This window comes from Gammaproteobacteria bacterium, from assembly GCA_041395725.1.
Taxonomy (GTDB): domain Bacteria; phylum Pseudomonadota; class Gammaproteobacteria; order Pseudomonadales; family Pseudohongiellaceae; genus NORP240.
On the sequence record JAWKZW010000001.1, the window covers coordinates 4,293,226 to 4,316,168 of the forward strand.

General features: G+C 51.4%; 21 protein-coding genes. 13 read left to right on the forward strand and 8 right to left on the reverse strand.

What is annotated here, in order from left to right; translation table 11 throughout:
* Window positions 1-2: 2 nt before the first annotated feature.
* The 3 genes from R3F50_18980 to R3F50_18990 form a co-directional block, all read right to left on the reverse strand.
* Entirely contained in the window at window positions 3-905 is a 903-nt protein-coding gene (locus R3F50_18980) for a carbamate kinase (GenBank protein ID MEZ5492372.1), read from the reverse strand.
* 5 nt (window positions 906-910) lie between these two features.
* Window positions 911-2,431 (reverse strand): Na+/H+ antiporter NhaA, encoded by a 1,521-nt coding sequence (gene nhaA, locus R3F50_18985; GenBank protein ID MEZ5492373.1) that lies wholly within the window; start codon window positions 2,429-2,431, stop codon window positions 911-913.
* 817 nt (window positions 2,432-3,248) lie between these two features.
* On the reverse strand, window positions 3,249-3,977 hold the full coding sequence (locus R3F50_18990; GenBank protein MEZ5492374.1) for a response regulator transcription factor: 729 nt from the start codon (window positions 3,975-3,977) through the stop codon (window positions 3,249-3,251).
* 158 nt (window positions 3,978-4,135) lie between these two features.
* Here R3F50_18990 and R3F50_18995 point away from each other — a divergent pair, with 158 nt between their 5' ends.
* The 8 genes from R3F50_18995 to R3F50_19030 all read left to right on the forward strand — a co-directional run bounded on the left by R3F50_18995 (window position 4,136) and on the right by R3F50_19030 (window position 12,058).
* Complete coding sequence (locus R3F50_18995) at window positions 4,136-4,624, forward strand: sigma-70 family RNA polymerase sigma factor (GenBank protein MEZ5492375.1); 489 nt, start codon at window positions 4,136-4,138, stop codon at window positions 4,622-4,624.
* Between the two features lie 66 nt (window positions 4,625-4,690).
* The gene (locus tag R3F50_19000; protein MEZ5492376.1) at window positions 4,691-4,948 is read left to right on the forward strand and encodes a hypothetical protein; all 258 of its coding nucleotides are present in this window, start codon (window positions 4,691-4,693) and stop codon (window positions 4,946-4,948) included.
* A 590-nt stretch (window positions 4,949-5,538) separates the two neighbouring features.
* The gene (locus tag R3F50_19005) at window positions 5,539-6,342 is read left to right on the forward strand and encodes a hypothetical protein (GenBank protein MEZ5492377.1); all 804 of its coding nucleotides are present in this window, start codon (window positions 5,539-5,541) and stop codon (window positions 6,340-6,342) included.
* Window positions 6,343-6,409: 67 nt separating this feature from the next.
* A complete protein-coding gene (locus R3F50_19010) occupies window positions 6,410-7,282 on the forward strand; it encodes a DMT family transporter (GenBank protein ID MEZ5492378.1) in 873 nt (290 codons plus the stop codon).
* A gap of 72 nt (window positions 7,283-7,354) precedes the next feature.
* Window positions 7,355-8,059 (forward strand): TVP38/TMEM64 family protein, encoded by a 705-nt coding sequence (locus R3F50_19015; GenBank protein ID MEZ5492379.1) that lies wholly within the window; start codon window positions 7,355-7,357, stop codon window positions 8,057-8,059.
* Between the two features lie 9 nt (window positions 8,060-8,068).
* Complete coding sequence (locus R3F50_19020) at window positions 8,069-10,327, forward strand: hypothetical protein (GenBank protein MEZ5492380.1); 2,259 nt, start codon at window positions 8,069-8,071, stop codon at window positions 10,325-10,327.
* Window positions 10,324-11,613 carry a glycosyltransferase gene (locus R3F50_19025; protein ID MEZ5492381.1) on the forward strand — a complete coding sequence of 430 codons (1,290 nt, stop codon included), beginning with the start codon at window positions 10,324-10,326 and terminating at the stop codon, window positions 11,611-11,613. The genes R3F50_19020 and R3F50_19025 overlap by 4 nt, the downstream gene beginning before the upstream one ends.
* Window positions 11,614-11,704: 91 nt before the next feature.
* A complete protein-coding gene (locus R3F50_19030) occupies window positions 11,705-12,058 on the forward strand; it encodes a hypothetical protein (protein ID MEZ5492382.1) in 354 nt (117 codons plus the stop codon).
* 464 nt (window positions 12,059-12,522) lie between these two features.
* Here R3F50_19030 and R3F50_19035 read toward each other — a convergent pair whose 3' ends face one another.
* A complete protein-coding gene (locus tag R3F50_19035; GenBank protein MEZ5492383.1) occupies window positions 12,523-12,933 on the reverse strand; it encodes a hypothetical protein in 411 nt (136 codons plus the stop codon).
* Between the two features lie 643 nt (window positions 12,934-13,576).
* Here R3F50_19035 and R3F50_19040 point away from each other — a divergent pair.
* Genes R3F50_19040 through R3F50_19050 form a run of 3 tightly spaced genes read left to right on the forward strand, consistent with a single transcriptional unit; the run spans window position 13,577 to window position 17,012 of the window.
* A complete protein-coding gene (locus R3F50_19040; protein ID MEZ5492384.1) occupies window positions 13,577-15,073 on the forward strand; it encodes an ATP-binding protein in 1,497 nt (498 codons plus the stop codon).
* Window positions 15,070-15,636: a hypothetical protein gene (locus tag R3F50_19045; protein ID MEZ5492385.1), complete on the forward strand. Its 567-nt coding sequence runs from the start codon at window positions 15,070-15,072 to the stop codon at window positions 15,634-15,636. Before R3F50_19040 ends, R3F50_19045 begins: the two co-directional genes overlap by 4 nt.
* Entirely contained in the window at window positions 15,633-17,012 is a 1,380-nt protein-coding gene (locus R3F50_19050; GenBank protein MEZ5492386.1) for a sigma 54-interacting transcriptional regulator, read from the forward strand. Before R3F50_19045 ends, R3F50_19050 begins: the two co-directional genes overlap by 4 nt.
* 732 nt (window positions 17,013-17,744) lie before the next feature.
* Here the strand turns inward: R3F50_19050 and R3F50_19055 are convergent.
* A complete protein-coding gene (locus tag R3F50_19055; protein ID MEZ5492387.1) occupies window positions 17,745-18,002 on the reverse strand; it encodes a hypothetical protein in 258 nt (85 codons plus the stop codon).
* A 27-nt stretch (window positions 18,003-18,029) separates the two neighbouring features.
* On the opposite strand from R3F50_19055, the gene R3F50_19060 reads away from it, so the two are divergent.
* A complete protein-coding gene (locus R3F50_19060; protein ID MEZ5492388.1) occupies window positions 18,030-18,731 on the forward strand; it encodes a BON domain-containing protein in 702 nt (233 codons plus the stop codon).
* Between the two features lie 313 nt (window positions 18,732-19,044).
* Here R3F50_19060 and R3F50_19065 read toward each other — a convergent pair whose 3' ends face one another.
* Window positions 19,045-19,545 (reverse strand): hypothetical protein, encoded by a 501-nt coding sequence (locus tag R3F50_19065; protein ID MEZ5492389.1) that lies wholly within the window; start codon window positions 19,543-19,545, stop codon window positions 19,045-19,047.
* A 343-nt stretch (window positions 19,546-19,888) separates the two neighbouring features.
* On the opposite strand from R3F50_19065, the gene R3F50_19070 reads away from it, so the two are divergent.
* Window positions 19,889-21,238 carry a sigma-54 dependent transcriptional regulator gene (locus tag R3F50_19070; protein MEZ5492390.1) on the forward strand — a complete coding sequence of 450 codons (1,350 nt, stop codon included), beginning with the start codon at window positions 19,889-19,891 and terminating at the stop codon, window positions 21,236-21,238.
* A gap of 139 nt (window positions 21,239-21,377) precedes the next feature.
* Here R3F50_19070 and R3F50_19075 read toward each other — a convergent pair whose 3' ends face one another.
* Both R3F50_19075 and R3F50_19080 read right to left on the reverse strand, forming a co-directional pair.
* Window positions 21,378-21,665 (reverse strand): hypothetical protein, encoded by a 288-nt coding sequence (locus tag R3F50_19075; protein ID MEZ5492391.1) that lies wholly within the window; start codon window positions 21,663-21,665, stop codon window positions 21,378-21,380.
* A 131-nt stretch (window positions 21,666-21,796) separates the two neighbouring features.
* Window positions 21,797-21,970, reverse strand: coding sequence for a DUF1328 domain-containing protein (locus R3F50_19080; protein MEZ5492392.1), 174 nt, complete (start codon window positions 21,968-21,970; stop codon window positions 21,797-21,799).
* Window positions 21,971-22,943 lie beyond the last annotated feature (973 nt).

The window sequence follows — 22,943 nt, forward strand, 5'->3', positions numbered from 1 at the left end:
AGTTAAAGACTCCGTGAGGGGAAAACCCGCGTACCTGCCTTTAGTTCGATTAAAGAGGATAAATCATTGAGAGCGCCGACAACTGCGATATTTCCGGTGGCATTAACATAGTTACGAGCTGCAGTAGCTTTCGGCCCCATGGACCCAGGCGCCAGCTCCAGTTCTGCAAGACGATCCGCAGATATCCTGTTTATCAATTCTCTGTCGGTGGCATCCCAGTCCTTATAGATGCCAGGTACATCGGTTGCCATCACCAATAACCTGGCGTCGAGTTGAATCGCCAGGAGGGCACTGGCCAGGTCCTTGTCAATGACGGCTTCTACTCCCTGGAATCTGCCCAGCCGGTCGCGAATTACGGGTATGCCACCTCCACCCGCGCAGATTACTGCGTGGCCCCTCTTCACGAGTTCACTCACCACACTCGCCTGAAGAATCCTGCGAGGCAGGGGTGAAGGAACGATACGCTTGAAATCGCAGTTTCCCTCGAGGAAATTCCAGCCTAGCCGATCTGCCAGTTTTTTCGCATCAGCCGCAGGCATCCATGGACCAACAGGTTTAGAGGGGTTCTTGAACGCTGGATCGGCGCTATCCACCTCGATTCTGGTCAGCAATGTCACCGGTGAGGATTGTTCATCGAGGCAATTATCCAGTTCCTGCTCGATGAGATAACCTAGCCAGCCTTCCACTTCGGCATCAAGAACATCCAACGTTACCTTTCTATCACCGGAGTGACTCAGAGAAAGAAGGCCGATCTGAGGTCCGCTTCCATGAGTGATCACCAGGCCTGAACCGGCATACCCGGAAAGCGTCGCACAGGCCTTTTTCAGACCGGTCAACGCCAGGGAGCCCGGTTGGCCCTTCAGGGCGTTTCCACCCAGCGCAATAACCAGAGGACCGTCTGACATTTCCTCTATCCTTTCCGATACGCTTGCAGACTCTCAGTTTTTCCTGTCCGTTCCGGGATAAACCTAAGCCACAGGTAGCCAGCTACTCCGGCCAGCAGGGAAGCTGCAATGATCCCGGTTTTGGCAATGATCAGCGGTTCTGCCGCTGTATCGAAACCCAGGCCGGCTATAAAGATTGACATGGTGAATCCCATTCCTGCCAGCAGTCCAAGGCCGACAGTGTGCTTCAGTGTCATACCTCGCGGCAGTTTGCCCCAGCCCATTTTCACGACGATCGAGGTCGCCAGGAGAATGCCAATGGGCTTGCCCACGACAAGCCCCAGAATGATTCCCAACGCCAACGGTTGGTGGAGAAACTCGAGTAGATTGAAACCCTGAAGTGGGATGCCAGCGTTAACCAGCGCAAACAGGGGTAACACCAACAGCGCGACAGGATGTTCAAGTGTACGTTCCCACAGCTGCAGCGGAGTGGTGGCTTCTTCAGCCGCTAATTTTACCCGCTCAACCAGAAAATGATGGTCCTGTTCAGCAAGCACGGGATTGTCTTCCTTACTCTTCTTTACCCGTCGAACGAATTCGTCTATCAGTTTTCGGCTTTTCCTCACGAAGCTTCGTGGACTTCTGGCTGGACGCGCTGGAACGGTCAGAGCAACCAGCACGCCGGCCAGGGTTGCATGGACCCCAGACCCCAGCATGGCTGCCCACACAAGCCCTCCGCCGCAGATGAATACAGCCGGGTGGCGGATCCCCGCACGGTTGGCAGCCAGTAAACAGACGATAAGCAGTGACACTACGATGAGGTACTGCAGGTCAAGGCTGGTAGTGTAGAAGAGTGCTATAACCAATACTGCACCCATGTCATCTATGATGGCAAGTGCCAGCAGAAAAGCCGTAAGCCCGTATGGTATGCGACGGCCAAGAAGAGACAGTACACCCATAGCGAAGGCGGTGTCAGTTGCCATGGGAATGGCCCAGCCGCGCAGACTGGTCTGTCCGTAGTTAAGCAGCATGAATGTCATTGCAGGAACCAGCATACCGCCAAATGCAGCAGCAATGACAGGGACGGCCCGATTGGCCTTGCGCAGCTCTCCAACCAGCAGTTCTCGCTTTATTTCCAAACCGATGACGAAAAAGAACAGGGACATGAACGCATCGTTGAGCCAGTGTCTCAGGCTCATGGTGAAACGATGGTTACCGAAAACCAGTCCAACCTGACTCTCCACCAGCCGTTCATAGTACGGGTATGCAGCGGAATTGGCTAAAACCAATGCTGCAATCGCGCAGCCAAGCAGGAGCAGACTAGCAGTTTTCTGGTCGCGGACTATGTACTGTAATGGCCTGACGACCTTGCCTGCAACATGGTATAAAGTGACAGCAGAAGCCGCTGTTTTATTACTTTTCTGAGACATGGCTTCATTGATTGTACAGCCCTGCAGAAAGAAATAAACCGCGATTTCGGATTTGTTTTGCCAATAAAACGATGGCCGGTTGATAAGTCGACGAATATACACGCAATCGCCGGGCATGGTGACTCCCACCGACTACCGTTGATCAAACAACCCTTCTCGCGCCTGAAGCCATCCTAAGACATGGAAGTTGAGCCAGTAGCGCCTGAAATTTCAAAATTGACAACACCGAAATACAGGACGTCATTGCCCCTGTTCATCGCGAAACGTAAGTCTCAACCGTCGACACATGAAAAATTCGGGTTTACAGGCATAAGGAAGTTATTGAAAAGGATCGTTTTTGAACAGGTTACTTGAGTAGTCAGGTATGAGTCGGCTTCCGAAAATAATCAGTATGTCTAGCTGAGTCTGTTTGTCGAATAAATGTGCCAGTCGTCCCGAAATAAAACTTCGTAAGAACCGTCAGACAAAGACCAGGACTCTGCCTGATCGATGGAAATTTCGAGGAGCACATAATCTGATTTTGATTGTGATAGAAGGCTGTTGGACCTGCTGTCGGAGTGGCCCCAAAGCTTGTTAAACAACCCGCTATCGCGAGTGAAATTCACAGTGCCGCTAAGACATACCTGGACACCGTTTTTGCTGTTTTTGAATAACAGGCAGACAGGATCGTTTACCCGTAAGTTCCGGTTAATCAACTCATACCACAACACCGGGAACCAAAGGGTCCCGTCAAAACTGGCCTGTACCAAGTCAAGGGAAAGCGTCCGCAATCGATTCTTGTCATAGTAGCTCAACAAGGGTCTATCACCATTCCTTAAGAGTTCCCATATAGGCTGGCTTTGTCTGTCAGTCATCATAATAGTAACAGGTTGAATATGATCTGATGCCATATACCAACGATCAAAACCGACTCTGGTTCCCGCAGTCTGACTGATCAACGAATTTTTTCGGTTTTTACATCCAGCATATAACCAAACTCCCGAATGGTTCGAATCAGTGGATTTGACTGCTGGTCGTCGTCCAGCTTTTGTCTAAGGCGGGAAATCTGTACATCGATCGAGCGATCAAATTCCATGGCATCTCTGTCCCTGGTTGCTGCAAAAAGGCGCTCCCGGCTCAGAGCAACGCCAGATGAACGGGCAAGAATTTCCAGCAATCGGAATTCCCCGGGAGTCAGACTTACCAGATTACCCTCAGCATCAAGGAGTTGGCGTCTCTGTAAATCTAGCCGCCAGCCATTAAAAACAATTGCCGAAATGTTATTCTGCTGCTGACCCGGTTCAGATTCCAATCTGACCCTATCAACCAGTCTCAGATTGGCCTTGATGCGGGCTGACAGTTCTTCGATGTCAATCGGTGAGGTGATAAAGTCATCAGCTCCCAGTTCGAGGCCGGTCACTCGTTCAACGGCACTGCTTTTCTTTGCCAGCACGATTACCGGAACCACCGAGTGCTCTTTCATTGTTCTTATGATTTCTAGATAGTCGTTATCTGCGATGCCTTCGTTCAGCAGCACCAAGTCTATGGGTTCAGTTTGGAGTATTTGCAACCCGTGCTGCTCACTGTAAGCAAATAGCAGTCGGTAGCCTTTGGACCTGAGGTGGGCTTCTATACGCCCCCAGGTTCCTTTTTCTTTGTCGATAGCAAGAATCGTGTGATTCATGGCCGTTGAGTCAGGTTCTTTTACATAATTGAAACAAAGAATTAACAGTCTGTCTACTAAAGTGCATTGGGGTGCTTACAGCCGGGTCCTATACTTTGAATTATTGAAAATAAGACATTGAATCTTCAAGAAGCTAAATCTGACAACCAAGAGGACAAATGTTTAGAAATCACGAACTAATAAACGAAATTGAAGGGTTACACCGCTTCGCCAGACACCTGACCAGGGACCCGGACGAGGCAGACGATCTGCTTCAGGCCACGTTGACCAAGGCATTGGAGAATAAAAACAAGTTCATCAGTAACAGCAACCTGAAAGGCTGGTGTTCCAAGATCATGTTCAACCTGTTCGTCTCAAAATACAGGCGTCAGCGGCGCTATGGCAGCACAATCGATCCTCAGCCGGTCATCGACTCGGCGACAGAGCCGGGCCGGGAGTTCCACTACGCCTGTTGCGCCGAACTTCAACAGGCCTGGAGTAAACTGGACGAGCGGCTCCGGGGAGCGCTGGACTGCTATTGTTTCAAAGATATGCGCTATCAAGATATTGCCAGAGAACTTGATCTTCCGATTGGTACGGTTCGCTCCCGGGTTTACCGGGCCAGAGAAACGCTCAGCAAATATGTCGGAACCGAAATCAGAAACTGAACTGAATGGTGTTCTGTCGCGTTTCGAATTTCGAATTAGGCAACCTTAGATAAAAGGAGGTGGATAGTGAGTAATCAATCGAATTCTAAACCAGGTGAAGGGAATCGGGAGGCAGACAAAGTCTACCGTGACCATACGCGCGAATTTGTAAAGTCAGGTAAAGTTGAAAAAGCAGCCAGGGAGGCCAGTAAACAGAGTCCTTCGGAAGCTGCGGCAGCGGAGCAGAAAGGCAAAGTCAAAGCCAGGGAACTTGACCCTGCCGTGCACCGTAATTATGAGAAAGCAGTCGACAGTGAAGCCGTCGGCTCTGAGAGCAAAAAGTAGGTAGTCTTTCGAATACTCAAGTCAGGTTTTAAGCCGTGGGCCTGCCAGGTAACCTGTCAGCTTTGGGCCTGTTCAAGCACCCATGACGAGGCGCACACGTCGTTTCCTCCAGCCGCCTGCGGACACCGATTCCTGCTGTTATGACACTCTTTTTAAACAGCGGACTGGTAGTTTTAGTTTTAGTTATAGCTGTCGCCGTCCATGTTTGGCTGCACCGGAACATCCCAACCCTGGCGAGCGACAGGTATTCCGATTGCCTCAATAATTCGGAGTGGTTTTCTGGTTGTGGCCCCTGCCATGGCTCTGACGCCGGGCTGTGGTCCTTTCCCGGTATCACCCTCGTGGTATTTCTTGCTTAATTGGTAGGCAGCGCGATTCGGTACGACATCATCAACGTTGAACCATTGATCAGTTCAACCGAAACTTGAACTGGACTCTCCCTGCTGCTGTTTAGGCTTGATCGAACCGCCGCCCTGGTGTTGGCGATCGCCTATGTGATTGCCATAACCTTTTATTTGGAACCGCTTGGTGCCTTCCTGCCTCGTTCAACGGGCGCTGGAAACGCGACATATCAGACGCTTTTTGCTTCGATGATTATGGTCTCGATCGCCAAGTTCGGTCTGGTGCGCAGTTTGCGCCCACTGGAAAATTTTGAGAAACTGGCAGTCAACCTAATGCTGGCGCTAATTGCCTCATTTCTGTTGGGGTTTTCATACCTGCAAGCAGCAGATCTGGTGGCAGGTTACCGGCAACTACCGGGCAATGATCCTGAATTGGAAATTCGGACCCTGCATAGAATTTCCGGGTGTTCCTTATTGATCAGGGATTCGAAACTTCCCGTTTTCCGCAGGCTGAGCCCTCTGCATCCTTGCGATGCCAGGACCATGGCTTTCGCACAAGCGATAAGCGCAACGGTCTATATTGTGTTCATCACATTGGCGACTGCCTGCCTGGACACTCTTGAAGAACTCAATGAGATCAGCGTGCTGTGCCTGTCCAGGCGGGTTACCGGCGTTCTTCCCAAGATGCTGATACTGGATACTCTAAAGAATCAGTTTTCATCAACCGTTGCGGATACTACAGGTGCCGGGCGATTTCTCGATGAGAGCAACGAGGGCAGAATAAAACGGTGCTATGTGCACGCGGTAGCCATGGCCCTGGCGTTGCTGCTTTTATGGAGCAGTGATGCATTCACTGTTATCACCAGCGCAAGGCGGGCATTTGCCTTGTACTATCTGTTGCAGTGCCTGACAGCAATGCTACATCTATGTAACTCCAGGCATGATTGGCGTGACTCCCTAGTTGCAATGATTGGGTTTATTCTCCTTACGCTCACTATGCTGCTGATCGCGGTTTTTGCGATTCCCGCAGATCCCACACGAGGCTCTCCTTGACCAACTTTCAGTCGATGATAATTCAGTATTGGCTTCTTACAGAATCTGTTGGCAGGGTCGCTGAGACATGCTGAAAAATATGCGCTTCACTGCCATCATGCTGGTAGCGATTATTGCCCTTGGTCTGACACCACTGTTTGAAAAGCTCGCGGTGTCAGGGGAAGCAAGCCTACCGACAGTCGTCCTGACGATTAATCTGCTTACTGTCGCCCTGCTAACTATTCCGGCCTGGAGGCATAGGCCGGAGCAGATACGTGCCAGTTGGAAAAGCCTGCTGCTCGTGGGAGGCCTGGCTTCCGGTGTAGTAGTGTATCTTAATATATGGGCGCTCGAGACAACCACTGCGACGCACCGTAGCGTCTTTCAGGCTATGTACCCAGCCATGACAGCGATCTTCGCCTATTGGCTTATCGATGAGCGCCTGCCACTGTCGGGTTATCTTGTTATCGCGGCCATGACCGGGGGAGTGTTGCTAATGAGTGCCGGCGGAATTCAATTTCAGATGGTGGAAGGTGATGGGCTACTCCTGCTCACTCTACCGATGATGGGCCTCTGCGATGCCTGGGCTAAAAAGACACTTGGCACACTCTCGCCTCAGTGGGTGTCGTTCGGTCGCTTTTTCTTCGGCACCCTGGTATTGCTGCCTTTCCTCCTCACAGCAGAAATCGGACTTAGTTGGCCTAAGGGGTTAGACTGGCTCTGGATAGGGCTTTCAGCCGCTACCATTGGTCTCGGCATCAACATGCTGTATCTGGGAATGAAAATGAAAGGTGCGGCGCTTGCTGCGGCAATGCTCAGCATGTCACCGATACTCACTCTACTGATTGAATGGTACTGGTTGAGTGCAGAGTTCCATACCACTGAGTTGTTCGGAATAGCTATAGTACTGCTAGGTGGTTATCTGTTGACCCGGCCCGCCTTTCAGAAACTGGATCATTAAAGCAGGCGGGCCGTTATGGAACAGGGATGAAGCTCAATTACCTCTACCGTGTTTCTGATAGCATCTGAAAGTATGAGATCACCGCTTGTCGCAATGCTGGCCAGTCTGATTTTCGTTGCCGCCCTGGTCGGATTACTGGTTTTTTTCAATGTAGACGAACAACTTCTGGAATTACTGCGCTGGATCAATCGGCAGGGAATATGGTCTGGATTGTGGTTTATTCTGATAATGGCCCTGGTTACTGTTTTTCTGCTGCCCGGCGTATTGTTTACCACCGGAGCCGGTTTTGTATTCGGGCTGGTCAATGGCACCATCTATGTAGTTCTCGGGACTACGCTGGGAGCTGTTATCGCATTTCTAATTGCGCGGTATCTGCTGGGTGACACCGCCCGTCGTTTTATTCTTCAACGTTCCCTCCTGCACTCTGTTACGGACGAAATGCGGAATCACGAATTACGAGTAGTAATGTTGACTCGATTGATTCCGTTCTTTCCGGGCAAGATTTCAAACTATTTTTTCGGAATGACTGCGTTCAGCCTCCGAGGATTTTCTCTGGGCACCTTCATCGGGCTCATTCCGTTCTCTCTACACAATGTTTATCTGGGCTCCTTCGCCGCTAATCTCAGTAACCTGGGTGTACGAGAGACGGGGCGAACCCCTCTGGAGTGGATAATTTATCTGTTGGGCTTTCTCACAACATTGACGGCTGTTCTTTATCTGAACCACTTGGCCCGCCGTACGTTAGCGAAGTATTCACCCGATGTAACCAGAGAGTAATAAGCCCAAATGAAATTACTAGGTTGGTTTCCGTTCCGCTATATTATTCGAAAGGCCGCGACAAGTCAGGGGTTTCTGGACCCCATAGAATTGCTCGCCAGACTTCGAGCCCTGGCTCAACCTTCTGAAGTTGGAGAACCAGTTGAGTTGCTTCGGGCGGGAGTGGTTTTCCATGCGCGCGGACTAATCAACAGTAAAGTCATTCAACACAACCTGGACTGGCTTTGGCCCTACTGGGTAGAACGGCAGTACAACCCCCATGACATATCGTTTACACCACGAGCCTTTGCCATTACACACATCAATCAGACCCATCGGAACTGGTCCGCTATCGGCCTTCCGGACCTGGATCAATATCCGATTGTAGACCCCAGAGGATTGTTAACGCCAAAGCTGGACGGCTGGTCACTGGACGTATGGATATTAAGAAGCGATGGATCGCGGCTGCTGCCGTCGCGACAGAAGGACGCGGAACAATTTTATAATATGGACCCCGGTCTGGCAGTGGTAACAGTTACCGGTGAAAAAGGCATGCAACTGCGCACAGTCAGTGAGGTGGTGCGTCGAAACGGCTACGCTTGCTGTGAAATGAATATCAATGCGTCTGACAGCGAAGGCGGCGATGCCTGGCTGGTTGTCAGCGCGCGTCCTTATAACCCTGAGGGAATCAGTTTCATCTCCAGATTGGAGTTACTGGATTCAGCCAGTACCTGGAGAATCAACGATGATGATCAGATACGGTTTGATTGCCCGGTGGAGAAGCATCGGGTTGCCAGCTACTTGGATGGCGATGTCTACCTGGGCATTCATGACCGCGCTGAAAAAAAAGAGGTCAATTGTCAGGCTGGACTTGCCAGTGCCGCGGCGATGTTCCGACTTGATCGAGAAAGACAGCTCAAGCTGTCCATACCCTTGGAAGAGGAGTATACCGAACCTGTTGTTAAACCATGCTGGCTGGATGAACGACAGACTGCCTGCCGACTGGTGTGCCCCGAAAGCCGCTATCAGAACCTCTATGACGCCGCATTGGCATCGTTGATACTCCACTCCCCAAGGGATGTTTATCCAGGTCCGTATACCTACAAGCGGTTCTGGTTCAGGGACGCGGCGTTCATCGTTCATGCACTACTCTGCTCGGGGCTGGAGGATCGTGCCCGTCGGTCAATAGATGAATTTTTTCACCGCCAGACGCCCCTTGGCTATTTCCGGTCCCAGGAAGGAGAATGGGATTCAAACGGTGAAGTGCTTTGGATACTCAATCGGTACAAGGAGCTTACCGGACTGGACATTCCGAATTCCTGGCTCCGCCCTATTGAAAAAGGCGGCAGGTGGATTATTCGGAAGCTTACCAATGATGACGAAGAAATACTCCACGCCGGGTTACTGCCGGCAGGATTCAGCGCTGAACACCTGGGACCCAACGATTACTATTACTGGGACGACTTCTGGGCGGCGTCCGGACTTCGTTCCTGTAGCGCGTTGTTGGAAGAACATAACGAAAAGCTGGGGAGGGAATTCTCAAATGCGGCGGATCGGCTCATGGTATCAATTGATCGAAGTCTGTCCCGCTGTTACGAACGGTTGGGCAGGCCAGCCATACCGGCATCGCCCTATCGCAGGCTGGATGCAGGAGCGATCGGTTCTATTGTCGCCGGTTACCCGCTGCAGTTAGTGAGCTCGCAGGACGAGCGATTGCTGGACTGTGTTGAGTATCTGTTGGACGATTGCTTTGTTGATGGTGCGTTCTTCCAGGATATGATTCACTCCGGTATGAACGCCTATCTCACTCTGCAAACGGCACAGGTGCTATTGCGAGCAAACGATCCCCGCTTCCTGGAATTGATGGACAGCGTCGCGGACCTTGCTTCGCCGACTGGACAGTGGCCGGAAGCCATACACCCCCAGACCCGCGGTGGCTGCATGGGGGATGGTCAACATGTCTGGGCAACGGCCGAATGGGTGCTTATGATCCGCAGCTGTTTTGTTCTTGAGGAAGGCAACCGCCTGATTCTTGGCGCAGGCATTCCCAAGCGTTGGTTGCACTGTAATAAACGGTTTTCCTTTGGCCCCACATTCACACGGTTTGGTGCTTTAACCGTCACAGTCGATCCCAGGCAACATGGCCGTCTGCTGGTAGAGTGGGAGCCGCGGTGGCACAGGCAGCAGCCAGAAATAGACATCGCGATTCCGGGTTACCAGGTGCGTGAGCGGTCCGATCGTCACGCACTACTCGAGCCACTCGCCAGTGGAACGGGTATAACGTCATGAATATTGTCCTTGTCACCAATACCTACACTCCGCACGTGGGCGGCGTGGCTCGCTCGGTTGAGGCCTTCCGGAGGGAATACCTCGCGTTACACCACAAAGTCATAGTTATAGCCCCCGAGTTTGAAGGCATGCCGACCCATGAAGAAAATGTACTGCGGGTCAGGGCAATACAGAATTTCAATGCCAGTGACTTCTCTGTAGTTCTGCCGGTTCCCAAAGGATTGACGCAGACCCTTGAAGAATTCGGGCCGGACATCATCCATTCCCAACACCCGTTTTTACTTGGCATGACAGCGATTCGCATTGCAAGGATGATGAAGCTTTCGCTGGTATTCACCCACCATACCCTGTATGAACAATACACCCACTATGTCCCAGGCGATTCAGCACTATTGAAAAAATTTGTTGTTGAACTCGCTACAGGGTATGCCAATCTTGCTGATCAGGTAATTGCACCCAGTGAGAGTATCCGTGATCTGATAATCGAGCGGGGAGTTAAAACTCCCATTGAAGTCATACCAACCGGCGTTAATGTACAGAATTTCAGTAATGGTGATGGCAAGACCTGTCGAGCTTCCCATGATATTCCTGATGAATCATGGGTAATAGGCCATATGGGAAGACTGGCGCTGGAAAAGAATATTCGTTTCCTGACCGGCGCCGTAGAGCTGTTCATGAAGCGCCACAGAAACAGCTATTTCCTGGTGGTTGGTGAAGGAGATAAGGGAGAGTTTATCGAGAATCAATTCGCACGTGCAGGGCTTGGAAAGCGTCTCGTTCTGACCGGGAAACTGGAGGGTAAGAATCTTGCCAACGCCATGAATGCCATGAATGTGTTCGCATTCACTTCGAAAACTGAGACCCAGGGAATGGTCTTGACCGAGGCAATGGCCGCGGGCCTGCCTGTGGTGGCACTGGATGCTGCCGGCGCCAGGGAGGTGGTCAGGGACGGAATCAATGGCCGTCTGCTTAAGGATGCCAGTGAGAAGGATTTCAGTTCCGCTCTGGCCTGGGTGTACGACCGGAACGCGAGTGAACGGGATGAACTCATTGAGGGAGCGCGTAAAACTGCCAGGGAGTTCTCAATGGTCCGCAGCGCTGAGAAGGCGTTGACCTGTTTTGCCCGTGTTCAGCGTCGATGTCGTCCAGAAGCCCAGGACGAGGAAAAGGCCTGGGAATTTTTGCTGGGGCGCATCAAGAACGAGTGGGAAATTATAAGAAATCTTGCGTCGGCTGGCGATAAAGCACTGGGGTTGCACGAATCGGAGCGGTCTCAGGGAGACTGAAGGGAACTTTACTGCGGTTGAGTCGTTGGCATGATCAGACGGGGTGGATAATCCCGCAAATCCAACCAAGCTGAAAATTTAGGAGGTTCAGATGAGAATATCAGGGCTCAGAACTAAACTGGTGACAGTACTATTGCTGATTTTTGCCGTATCATCCGCATGGGCAGAAGTGGAGGACGACGAGCTGCGCGGCCGCGTGCTGGATGTCGACGTAATGGAAAGAACCTTGACGCTTCATCTCATTGAAGTGGGGGCGAGTGTGGACGAACCGGTCAACTCGATTCAGACCTACAAGATTCCCACCTCCGTGGTAATCCGTGATGAATACCGATGGGAAGTATTGCCGGACACGCTGGACGACATTGAGGAAGACGAAATAGTTACCGTCGAACTGGATGTTGAAGACCGAGCCATGGCTCGGGGCATTAAATACGACGGTCAATAGCCGACAGCCCCGAACCACATCAATACTTGAGATAGCAAACCTATTCGGCCAGTCCGCCCGGGCTGGTCGGTGCTGCTTTTCCAATTTCACCTCGCATCAGGTAATACGGGACTGACTCACTGGCGAATTGACCGTCCTTATAATCAATAGTCTTATAGTCGATTGTCGGCCCGTCCCTTCAGGTCGATCAGCCTCAATCTTCAATAAAATCAATCTGTATCTGTACTATTATCGACGAGAGATCTTGTTGCGTGCGGAGACTGCCATTGTGATCCTTACCATCCTTTGTCGAAGTCAGCTTTAGCGAGGCGGTTTATGCAACAGGTTGGCGAAAATTCAAATCCCGGAAGTTGTTTCCAGCGAGACCTGCCCTGTCACGCGGCCCCGCACTCAGAGGCTCCTTAGAAAATTGTACCAGGCTGACTGGCCAACAGGTTGTTCCGCAGCAATTTCTGTCACACGGCTCAGCAGAAGCCACGCATCACGCAGCTACCCCCTGCCCCCCATTCCAGCGGATGGGACAGTTTCTGCGGTCTGAGGGTATAGGTAACGCCTTCCATAAAGGTGGCGTCTTTCTTCCAGGTGAGCAGGATTTCGCCATTGGTGACACTCGCACCGTGAAGAGTAGAAGTAGCCGTGAGATCGGCTGGTATTCCGAATGATCCGCCATCCAGGCTGTCATAATTCTCAATATCATGTTGGACCACTGCTGCCTCTATAGCCTTTACTCTGGAGCCCGCCGAGAGTGCCAGATCTTCTATACGCTCAGATCCCTTACTAGCCTGGAGAAATGGAATGACCACGCTCATCAACAGGCTGAAGCAGGTCGCAATTATCAGCAAGTCCACGAATGTCATTCCTTCAACATCTTTCATTATTATGCTCCAAATCCTGTTCTGGTATTTACAAATTTATCTGCCTGTCTCCAGTATTTTTCCAAACAGACAGCGGGTGTGACTCTATAAATTTGCCAATTTTGCCTGCAAGCGGCGTGCCACCCACAAGTATTTGTTCTTTCGTTCATTAATAAATCAGAACCACTGCAGGCCGAAAACCGCATAAATCTGTTCAATTGCGCTAAAGGCCGGAAACATCTGGCCCGGCATAGCCAGATCCGATACTGGCGGAATCTTTCCAGAGGTCACAACCCCCGCTAGGAATGCTGCTGACCTGCGGAGTGACGAAATATTCTCTGCCAACCAGGCTGCTCCGTCCCAGGCTGTTGGGCAGTGACGACACTGCTATGTTTCAATCCACAGCCGTACCGACACCTTGCTGACGACTACAGCCCTTCCGTCAGTCAGTTGCCTGGATCGCCGCCCGTCAGCAGTAGGCACTCAGGAGCAGATGCTGTCGAGCCTTTCCCCTGATTGTGCTCTAATTACGAGTCTGGGGCCGTTTCTAAGCAGTTCGCTTTAGAGGCAATACCGACTTTCTGCTATAGTCAGCCATGATTCCGATATTGAGCAGATCACGCCATGGTTGCGTTATCTGCAATGCCTGTCCCGGTATTTCCTGATGACCGAACTGTCTTTCATCAAGCCCCGCACTATCCTGCAACTGCTCATTACCGGTTTTGCCCTGGTCAGCGGGATTCTGTTGATTGCGTTGACAATTGCGATTAATCAGCTCGACCAGATCAGCCGACAAAGTCAGGCAGCTGTCAGCCGCAGCCTGACCGCCATGGCGGCAAGTCGTGTACTGTTGCAGCAAAGCGGAGCGATGGAGCGTAACGCCAGACAGTACGCTATCGTGGGAGAAAAAGAGATCCTCGGCATTTATGAAGAGCGGCGTAGAGCATTTCTGGCGGCCACTGATTCTCTAGAAAGGCTTGCCCTCAGCCCGGCACTTCTCTCCCAGGCCACCATCATTCGGAATCTCGAAGCAGATGCCTATACGGCTATTCAGTCCGGAGACAAAATCAGCCTTGAAACTGCCTTTGAGCAAATCCTGGAAGCAGCAACAAACCTGTCCACTATTGTTTCCAACTGGTCCAACATGCAGATCGATACTATTGCACGTGAAACATCAGAATCACAGCGCCTGATTGCGATGCAGCTCCTTTTTCTTATCGCCGCGGCGATAAGCCTTGCCAGTGTCTTTGTGTTACTGATAACTCGCCCACTGAAGCAGGTGGCAACGGCTATTGAACAATTGGGGTCAGGCAGTTACTCAACCGATATCAGTATCGGTGGCCCTAAAGACCTGGTGGCTATCGGCCAGCAGCTGGATTGGCTGAGAGAGCGCCTGTCCCATCTAGATCAGCAGCGCACGCTGTTTTTACGGCATGTTTCCCACGAATTAAAATCACCTCTGGCAGCTATTCAGGAAAGCGCCGCACTGCTGGAAGACGGCGTTGTCGGAGAATTGAGCACGCCGCAAAAAGAACTGATCAACATCCAGGTAAAAAGCTTGCAGAAGCTGCATAACCTGATCGATGAATTATTGCGGCAGCACCAGCGTCAGTACGCAGTAGTGAGTGAATTCAGCCAGGACATCCGGTTAGATAAACTGATCGGGCGCGTGCTGGCTGATCACGATTATGCGATTGGAACTTCGGCGATCGATGTCAGTCTTAATCTAGAAGAATGCTGTATCAGTGGTAATCGGGAACAACTGCGGGTTCTTCTGGACAATGTCATTGCCAATGCTATCAGGTTTTCACCGGAAGGCGGCAGCCTGGCCATTGAAATGTTCCAGGAAGAAAATCTGTTCGTCATACTGGTTAAGGATGAAGGTCCGGGGATCCCGGACTCTGAACAGGAAAAGATTTTTGAGGCATTTTACCAGAGCCGGCAGCAGACTACCGGGGTTTTCAAGGGGAGTGGCCTGGGGCTTGCCATAGCCAGGGAATATGCGGCGGCGCACAATGGTGCTATCAAAGCCTCTAACTCCGATCCCAGGGGAGCCTGTTTCCGTATTACGCTTCCGGCAATTGGGCCCGGGATTACTGTCAGTGGCGCACTACCAAAGACCGGAAAAATGAACCTAGTTGATTATTCTCCAGATTTATGAAAGCAACCTGCAAACCCAGCGGATTCCTCTGTCTTGTGCTGCTGAGCCTGGCAGGTTGCCAGACACCACTGAAACTGGGTGATCTGGCAGATTCCCTGATTCCCGGCGGGGATAAAGTTACCGCTCCACTTCCCTATTATGACTGGTCACAGCAGGCGACCGGTGAACAGCTTATTGAGGAGCAGCGTCGCCTGGAATCCCTGGTTCAGCTATATTCAGATCCGGTTTCCCGTATTCAGCTGGATATCGTCAGAATGGCTCTGGGAAATGCTGCTTTAACGCCGATTTTCGCTGACCTGGGTTCGTTGCAGCGGGATTGTCAGACACGAAGTTGTGAAGACTATGTCAGGCTTGGCGCTGTATTGAATCAGTTGGCCACAACACAGAAGAGTCTGGACCTTGCGCGCTCAGAACAAAACCAAGGTCAAAATGACCAGGCCACCCTCCAAGCAGAGCTCTCGAGACTGCAGCAACGCATTGCAGGGCTCGAAGCACAGATCGACGCCCTGACCAGTCTGGAACAGGAAATCATCCAACGGGAACTTTACGAGCTGCCAAGATGAACACGCTCCGGAAAACAACTGCAAGGGTGCTGGTTGTTGATGACGACCAGGACCTGTTACACCTGATCAACCTCAGGCTGAAAGCCAACAGTTACGAGGTTCGGTCGGCGAACTGTGCCTCCAATGCCCTGGCGCAGTTAACATCTTTTAATCCACACGTAGTGGTGACAGATCTGAAAATGCCGGGTATGGACGGCATGGCGCTGTTTGAAGAGATACAGCGTCGGAATGTCAGAACGCCTGTTATTGTACTCACCGCCAACGGCACCATTCCCGATGCCGTTGAAGCGACGCAGAAAGGCGTCTTCAGTTACCTTGTCAAACCGTTCGATGCCGAAATCCTGTTGCACAACCTGGAACGGGCCTCGAGCCAGGCCCAGTTCAGCAGCGCACCTGCCAACGGGCATCCGGACGAGTGGCGCAAAGAAATTATCAGTTGCAGCAGTGCAATGGAGACGTTGCTGCAACAGACTCACGCGGCAGCCTTGTCGGATGCCAACCTGCTGATTCAAAGTGAGACCGGTACTGGAAAAGAATTGCTGGCGAAAGCCATACACAAGGCCAGTAACCGCTCGACAAGGCCTTTCCTGGCACTCAATTGTGCGGCCATCCCGGAAAGCCTGATTGAGTCGGAACTGTTTGGCCACTCCGCCGGGTCATTTACCGGCGCCAGAACCTCTCACCCAGGCATTTTCAAGGCAGCTGACGGGGGAACCGTATTTCTGGACGAGATTGGCGACATGCCACTGAGCGCCCAGTCAAAACTTCTGCGCGTACTGGAGCAGAAAGAGGTTCGTCCTGTCGGGGCAACAAAAACAGTACCCGTCAATGTAAGAATCGTTGCAGCGACTCATCAGAACCTGCAGAAAAAGATACAGCAACAGGAATTTCGTGAGGACCTCTTCTACCGACTGGATGTGATACCGCTGCGCCTGCCCTCGTTGCGAGAGCGGTCTGAAGACATTCCTATGCTGGTAGACTATTTTTGCGATCAGATTACCGAACGGGAGCAGCGCAACAGTATGCGTTTCGCTCCGGAAGCAATGGAAGCACTGATCAGCGCAGAATGGCCGGGCAACGTTCGACAGCTCTATAATGTGATTGAGCAGTGTGTCGTTCTGACGACAACGCCTATTATCCCCAGGGCCCTGGTTGAACGCGCATTGCGTTATAAGCCGGAGAGGCTTCTGAGCCTCACTGAGTCGCGATTGCAATTCGAACGGGACTACCTGGTCAAACTTCTCAACCTGACCGCTGGGAACATCGCCCTCGCCTCCCGCCTGGCCGATCGCAATCGCAGTGAGTTCTATAATCTGCTAAAACGACACGACCTGGAACCGGCACAGTTTCGCAATGCCGGACAAGATAACGCCTGACTGCCCTGTTATAGCGTTGGGATAAACCGACACTCCAAAGCGCCGTATATTCAGCGGGTTAGCTGGCTGCCAACCAGAAGCGTCGTCACAACCCGACATTATCACCGGCGAACAGCGCAGACTCCATAATAGAATAAAGCCCATCAACGATTTTTCGGCACGCTGGCACAATCGTTGCAACTGGCACAATCTTAGCAAATGTCAATTTGAAAAAGACGGCTTGCTTTGCACTGGCGGGGCGAGAAACACACTACCAGGGATAACAACAGCAGAAACAAACTAAAATGGAATCTCCAGTCGAACCGAAACAGAAAATTGCAATGTTGGTCTGGGCTTTTCCACTGACAGTAACGGCGGCAAATCTCAATAACGCAGGGAGGCTGCTCGTCAGACGATGATGGAACCTCTGAAGACTGCCAGAGTTCACGATCCATCTACCTGAAACTGAGCGGCTGTTCAGGTAACGATGACAGGCAACACCGCTGCCCTCCCAAGCGATACACGGCCATCCCCTTCTGCCCCCTTAGACGGGGGCTTTTTTTTCTCGCAGAGTGACGTGTCCGCTGTGTTGAATCCGTATTACTACAATTGATCGCCGTCGGCTATCACCAGCCCACCCGAATTGCCAGCTGGTTAATGCGGCAGAAGTAGCTTGCAAGAGACACCATGACTCCAGGTGAGTTCGATATCCGCCAGCACCAGGTGACTGGCCGGCAACTGCATTCGGGCTCGCTACATTTCTGAACTGATGCGCAGGAAACACCGCAGCTGCTGACTTCCAGAACCATCAGCAATCCCAAGCCAGCTTTCAATAAGGAAAATAATTTCAATACTCAATTCTCCTGTCATGTATGCCACTGATACAGGCCTTTCCTGATGCCAAGCTAGCGCCAATGGTTCCTCTATTGCTGTATATGACAAAGCTGGGAACACTTGTTGCGGGACAGTTCTGTCTGCGAATACGAATAAAGCCAGTATCAATGTATTCATCTTATTAAGGTAAATACGGTACGTCTTTTGCAACCACTACCCAGGGAATCAAAAGAAGCGTTTCAGATTAAATCTGAAACGTCGAATGAACCAAATTCGATAGAGGAGAATCACGACATGGCCGGTAAATTGATGAACTCAATCGCTGTAACAGTTGCATGCGTGGTGGTAATTTTTTCATTACTGCTGATATTCAACTCGGCAAGCGCGCAGTCGACTGACAATTTTGAAGGCAGAGCCCATGACGCCTGGCTGACGGGTAAGATCGAAACGGTACTGACTCTGAATACAATGCTGAACTCGTTCACCATTGACACGGACGTCGAACAGGGCAATGTAACGCTCACCGGAGAAGTTTCCAGCGATGTAGAGAAAGCTCTTGCTACTGAACTCGTCCATGGCATTGAAGGCGTTGGGGAAATAAATAATGAACTGTCCGTCACAGGTGAACCGGGACCTGTCGAGCAGGCACAAAACTCGCTATCCAAGGCCACTGATACACTGTCACGCTGGGTCAGCAATGCAACCATGACAGCAACAGTCAAGTCCCGCTTACTGGCCAACTCAGAAACTAAGGGGCTGGCTATAGACGTGGACTCCATGGATACAGTCGTGACCTTGAGCGGTGCTGTTGACTCAGCTGAGGAACGCATGCTCGCCGAAAGCATAGCCAAGAACACTGAAGGCGTGATGGCGGTACAGAACGAACTCATTGTTGCGGGCAACTAGTGTCCTGTCCGGTTAATTACCACAATGCGCTGCGGGCGTCTGCCGGACGCTACTGTGAGGTATCGTGCGACGGGAAGAGTTCATACCCTTCCCTGGCACGATTACGACGCAGCAGCACCCGCAGCCCGGCCTGGCAGTGATACCAGAACTTCCCCGGCTAGCTGCCCGGCCCGCCTACTTTATTCTGTACTATGGCACAACAAATCACACACAGAGTGTCTGGGAATTGAAAATACAAAGCTCCGTCATCCCCGATCGATCAGTTTCGCTGGCTCAGTTGTGTGATTGCGAGTTGAGCGTGCTGCTGATGCACTTATTCAGTACGCTTTCGCCAGCAGTCTCTCATCCGGTCATTGTTCATCTGCAAACTGGCTATGACACTTGCAATTCCTATAGTCTCGGCGTTGAGGGGCAGGCGCCTGACGGCATTTCTCAGATAAGACAGGGTCACCCTGTCGACAAGGACGAGATGAGACAGCGCCGGGATGCCTTGTCGCGACTCAACTGCCTCGCAACCCAGTTTCTGGTAGTTCCTGGCAATATCCTGAATAAACGAATTGAGAATAGTGGGTTTCGACAGCTCTGTAGAAATTGTCCGGTGCCGGGTACCTATCAAACGCGACCGTTCCACCGCGAGGTCGCCCAGACAGCGTCTCAGCTGCACGTGATGATTGGGGATTGCCATCATCACCTGATAAATCGCCTCAGTGCTCTGTCGACAGAGACTCTCAACACTCGACCAGAGGAAGTCCAACTCGTAGTTGTTGTTGCCTTTGCTCTGATTCCCTGTGCATGAACGGTATTGGCTGCCCATAGTATTTTTACACCGGTGTGGCTGACCCGGACCGAAGCTGGGCCAGAGAAGAAAAATGAGTGAGGATCAGTGAGCAGGCGCCCGTTGCCAGTGTTCGTATAACAAGCCCGGTCACGACTCACTCTTACCCTTTACCAGACTATTCCTTGATATTGGGTGCAAAGGTCAGGCCAGGTTCTGGCGCCGAGATTCTCTTGTGTTTATCAGCGGCTCCCTGGATTAGCAGGGAACTAACTAGCGGCCTGACCGTTAGACTATGAAATATCTACGTTCGAATTGTCAATTTTACAACCAGCGATTCAGCTGTGGAATTAACAGGAGGCCCTTACCCGGGGACCACTACATGAATACAATCGACATGCTTCTTGCCATCGATGACCACGCGACCAGCAGTCTGATTCACGCCCAAGCTGAGCAGCTTGGCTACAAAATCAGAAAACACGACACCATGGAACTACAGAACCTGACGGCTGAAAATTTGAATGTGGTTCTCGCAATTATCCAGATTGACGGCCTGTCCAGTAGTGAAATTGAACTGATCATGGATAAATATCTGGGCGCCGACGCATTCCTCATTATGATCAGTGAAGGAACGACATCAATACCTGTCAGCTGGGAGCATTCGTGCGGTACGATTTTTCATATGCTGCTCCCACTTGACATCAATTATGTTGTCAGCATGCTGAGGGAGATCTGGCTGGAGGTTGAGAAGCGCAATGCCCAGAACAATGAAAAAAAAACCCTCCTGGGTGCACTGAATCAACTGGGACCGCTGTGTGGCTCCTCTCCACCCATGATGGAACTGTTCAAAACCATCAGAAAAGTGGCACGTACGAATGCCAGCGTCCTGATCACTGGAGAAACCGGCACGGGTAAAGAACTTGTGGCCAGGGCGATTCACGGACTGAGCGACAGACATGATCAACCGTTGATGACCCTGAATTGCGGCGCAATAGCATCAGAACTGATCGAAAGCGAACTCTTTGGGCACAAAAAGGGTTCTTTTACCGGGGCCTTGCAGACCACAGCCGGAATTTTTGAACAGGCACGCGGTGGTACCCTGTTCCTGGATGAAATCGGTGAAATGCCAGCGAGCCAACAAGTTCATCTGCTAAGGGTGTTGGAATCCGGAGATTTTAAAAAAGTGGGGAGCCAAACGGCTCAGCACGCCGACGTGCGGATTATCGCCGCTACCAACAGTGACCTGACGGAAGCCATCAACTCGGGCAGGTTCAGGGAAGATTTGTTCTACAGACTTGCCCAATTTCCCGTTGAGGTCCCACCCTTGCGTCTTCGCGGTGAGGACATCGAGGGGCTGGCAAGCCAATTCCTTGCCAGCCGGAATGCCGAAGAACGGACTAATATTGGTATTTCAGATGCCGCTATTGACAAGCTGAAAGGCTACACGTGGCCAGGAAATGTTCGAGAACTGAAACATGCAGTTGAGCGTGCTTACATACTTGCTGACCACACAATCGAATCGAAGCATCTGGCCATGAAAGAGGTGGAGACCAGGATTCCGGCGCTGAAAATTCCATCCGGCATGCCCCTCGCCTCACTGGAAAAAGCGGCAATACTGCAATCACTACGTCAACATGAAGGTAACAAGCGATCTTGCGCCCAGTCGCTGGGTATAAGCGTAAAGACGCTCTACAACAAACTGGAGAGGTATAGCCAGGAATCACCAGGCTGAGTCCGGCCATCCATTACGCTGCATCGTCCCTGTCGTTTCCAGAGCGCCTGTGTTCGGCAAGGATCGCAATCGAATGGTGATGCAACGATATCAGCACCAACTCCAAGGCTGCGTTACCTGCTTATGGATCAGATCATCGTCAGCGGCCCAGGTCTTCGGCCGCCTCTTCGGCCTCATCGGCTGCATCCTCGGCAGCGTCCATCAGTTCATTAGCGGCCTGATCCACTTCCTGACCCAGCTCTTCTAACGGCCCGCCACCACTCAACTCGTCAGTAGCCTCTTCCGCTTCATCGAAGGCTGCCTCAGTAGCATCACCCAGTTCGTCAGCCGCCCGGTCAATATCCTGACCCACCTGCTCCGCCGGGCCACTGTCATCGCTACAGGCAAAAAGAGCCGAAGCAAGTAAAACCACCATAAAATGTTTCATGAGAATACTCCATCCGTAATAAGAACAAATATCACTAAGATTAGTAAATAAAATGTGGAAATAGGCCTCCACTGCTGACCGCGAGACGTTCAAATTGTAACTCGCTGGCGCAGAAACCTGGGACGGTAATCCTAGATTGGCGGCTTTCCCCGGACTGCTTTGGCGACCAGCGCGATAATCAGCAACACGAAAAAAATCAGGAAAAGAATCTGCGCAATTCCCGAAGCAGCACCCGCAATACCTGTAAATCCGAACAACGCCGCCACAATAGCGATAATAAGAAACATAAGTGCCCAGCCCAACATAATTACTCCTTCTTAACTTAACGATTGAAAAACCAGAATGAAATCGATCGCAAATTGCAGATCGCTGTTTCATTAAGTCATCCAGCCAAAAGCATGCCAACTTTTCCCCAACTCCGTCGCACCGTTAACTGCTGGAGACTTCGCGCGCTTTTTAATGCTTCTTTAGGGAATCTCTGAGCAATTATGGAATCGCTTTGCGGGAATCTGTCGGGCGTCACTGCAAGGCGTCGTGTGCAGGGAATGGCCCAGCCCTTGCCAGGCGCGACAACGCCGCAGCGGGGCCGGACAGGCACCGCCCGAAGGGGCTTTCAGGCTAGTCCACTGCCTTCATTGCCTCGCCTTGACAGGCCGACGCATACCGGCGCCAAGGCGCCTTGTCAGGGACTTCGCCTTAAAGCCAAGGCGATTCCATAATCTGGCCGGGTTCCTAAGTGAAGGGCCATGTCATATCAATTACTCAAATCAGTTTGCATCGAATTTCTTTCAAACTAATCGGAAATTAATTCCCGAATTCTGAAATCGAATCGCTCAGGTTCAAACCCGGGCACTATCTGCATTATGCAGCAACGCTCTGTCAGCAGGTTCTTTATCTGAAATGGCCACAACCTGGCACGAATCTGGCATTTCCCTTATTGAACCAGAAATGAAGGAGGATTCAGTAATGCTTAACTGCGACATCATTGAAGGAAAATGGAGGCAGCTGAAATGGAAAGCGAAACGGAAATGGGGCAAGCCCACGTACGCGGGAGTTGGCAGGGTTGATGGTTCCAGCGATGAAATGGGCGTAGCACCACTTAGTCTCCTACTGTTTCACGGCACCAGAAGGAGCACTCCTTTTGTTTCATGGCACCAGAAGGAGCACTCCTTTAAACATGCTCAGAATAACTGCCAGAAATGACATTAACAGCTAAGGCTTTGCGACAAGACTTTGCGACAGCCACTCGCTCTGAAGAACATGAATCGATAGCTTTAA

Coding starts and splice junctions, on each gene's coding strand:
- R3F50_18980 (MEZ5492372.1), bottom strand. CDS start 905: ATGTCAGACGGTCCTCTGGTTATTGCGCTGGGTGGAAACGCCCTGAAG.
- R3F50_19030 (MEZ5492382.1), top strand. CDS start 11,705: ATGAGAATATCAGGGCTCAGAACTAAACTGGTGACAGTACTATTGCTG.
- R3F50_19040 (MEZ5492384.1), top strand. CDS start 13,577: ATGACCGAACTGTCTTTCATCAAGCCCCGCACTATCCTGCAACTGCTC.
- R3F50_19075 (MEZ5492391.1), bottom strand. CDS start 21,665: ATGAAACATTTTATGGTGGTTTTACTTGCTTCGGCTCTTTTTGCCTGT.
- R3F50_19025 (MEZ5492381.1), top strand. CDS start 10,324: ATGAATATTGTCCTTGTCACCAATACCTACACTCCGCACGTGGGCGGC.
- R3F50_19055 (MEZ5492387.1), bottom strand. CDS start 18,002: ATGAATACATTGATACTGGCTTTATTCGTATTCGCAGACAGAACTGTC.
- R3F50_19005 (MEZ5492377.1), top strand. CDS start 5,539: ATGATTATGGTCTCGATCGCCAAGTTCGGTCTGGTGCGCAGTTTGCGC.
- nhaA (MEZ5492373.1), bottom strand. CDS start 2,431: ATGCCCGGCGATTGCGTGTATATTCGTCGACTTATCAACCGGCCATCG.
- R3F50_19035 (MEZ5492383.1), bottom strand. CDS start 12,933: ATGAAAGATGTTGAAGGAATGACATTCGTGGACTTGCTGATAATTGCG.
- R3F50_18995 (MEZ5492375.1), top strand. CDS start 4,136: ATGTTTAGAAATCACGAACTAATAAACGAAATTGAAGGGTTACACCGC.
- R3F50_19065 (MEZ5492389.1), bottom strand. CDS start 19,545: ATGGGCAGCCAATACCGTTCATGCACAGGGAATCAGAGCAAAGGCAAC.
- R3F50_19010 (MEZ5492378.1), top strand. CDS start 6,410: ATGCTGAAAAATATGCGCTTCACTGCCATCATGCTGGTAGCGATTATT.
- R3F50_19015 (MEZ5492379.1), top strand. CDS start 7,355: ATGAGATCACCGCTTGTCGCAATGCTGGCCAGTCTGATTTTCGTTGCC.
- R3F50_19020 (MEZ5492380.1), top strand. CDS start 8,069: ATGAAATTACTAGGTTGGTTTCCGTTCCGCTATATTATTCGAAAGGCC.
- R3F50_18990 (MEZ5492374.1), bottom strand. CDS start 3,977: ATGAATCACACGATTCTTGCTATCGACAAAGAAAAAGGAACCTGGGGG.
- R3F50_19070 (MEZ5492390.1), top strand. CDS start 19,889: ATGAATACAATCGACATGCTTCTTGCCATCGATGACCACGCGACCAGC.
- R3F50_19080 (MEZ5492392.1), bottom strand. CDS start 21,970: ATGTTGGGCTGGGCACTTATGTTTCTTATTATCGCTATTGTGGCGGCG.
- R3F50_19050 (MEZ5492386.1), top strand. CDS start 15,633: ATGAACACGCTCCGGAAAACAACTGCAAGGGTGCTGGTTGTTGATGAC.
- R3F50_19045 (MEZ5492385.1), top strand. CDS start 15,070: ATGAAAGCAACCTGCAAACCCAGCGGATTCCTCTGTCTTGTGCTGCTG.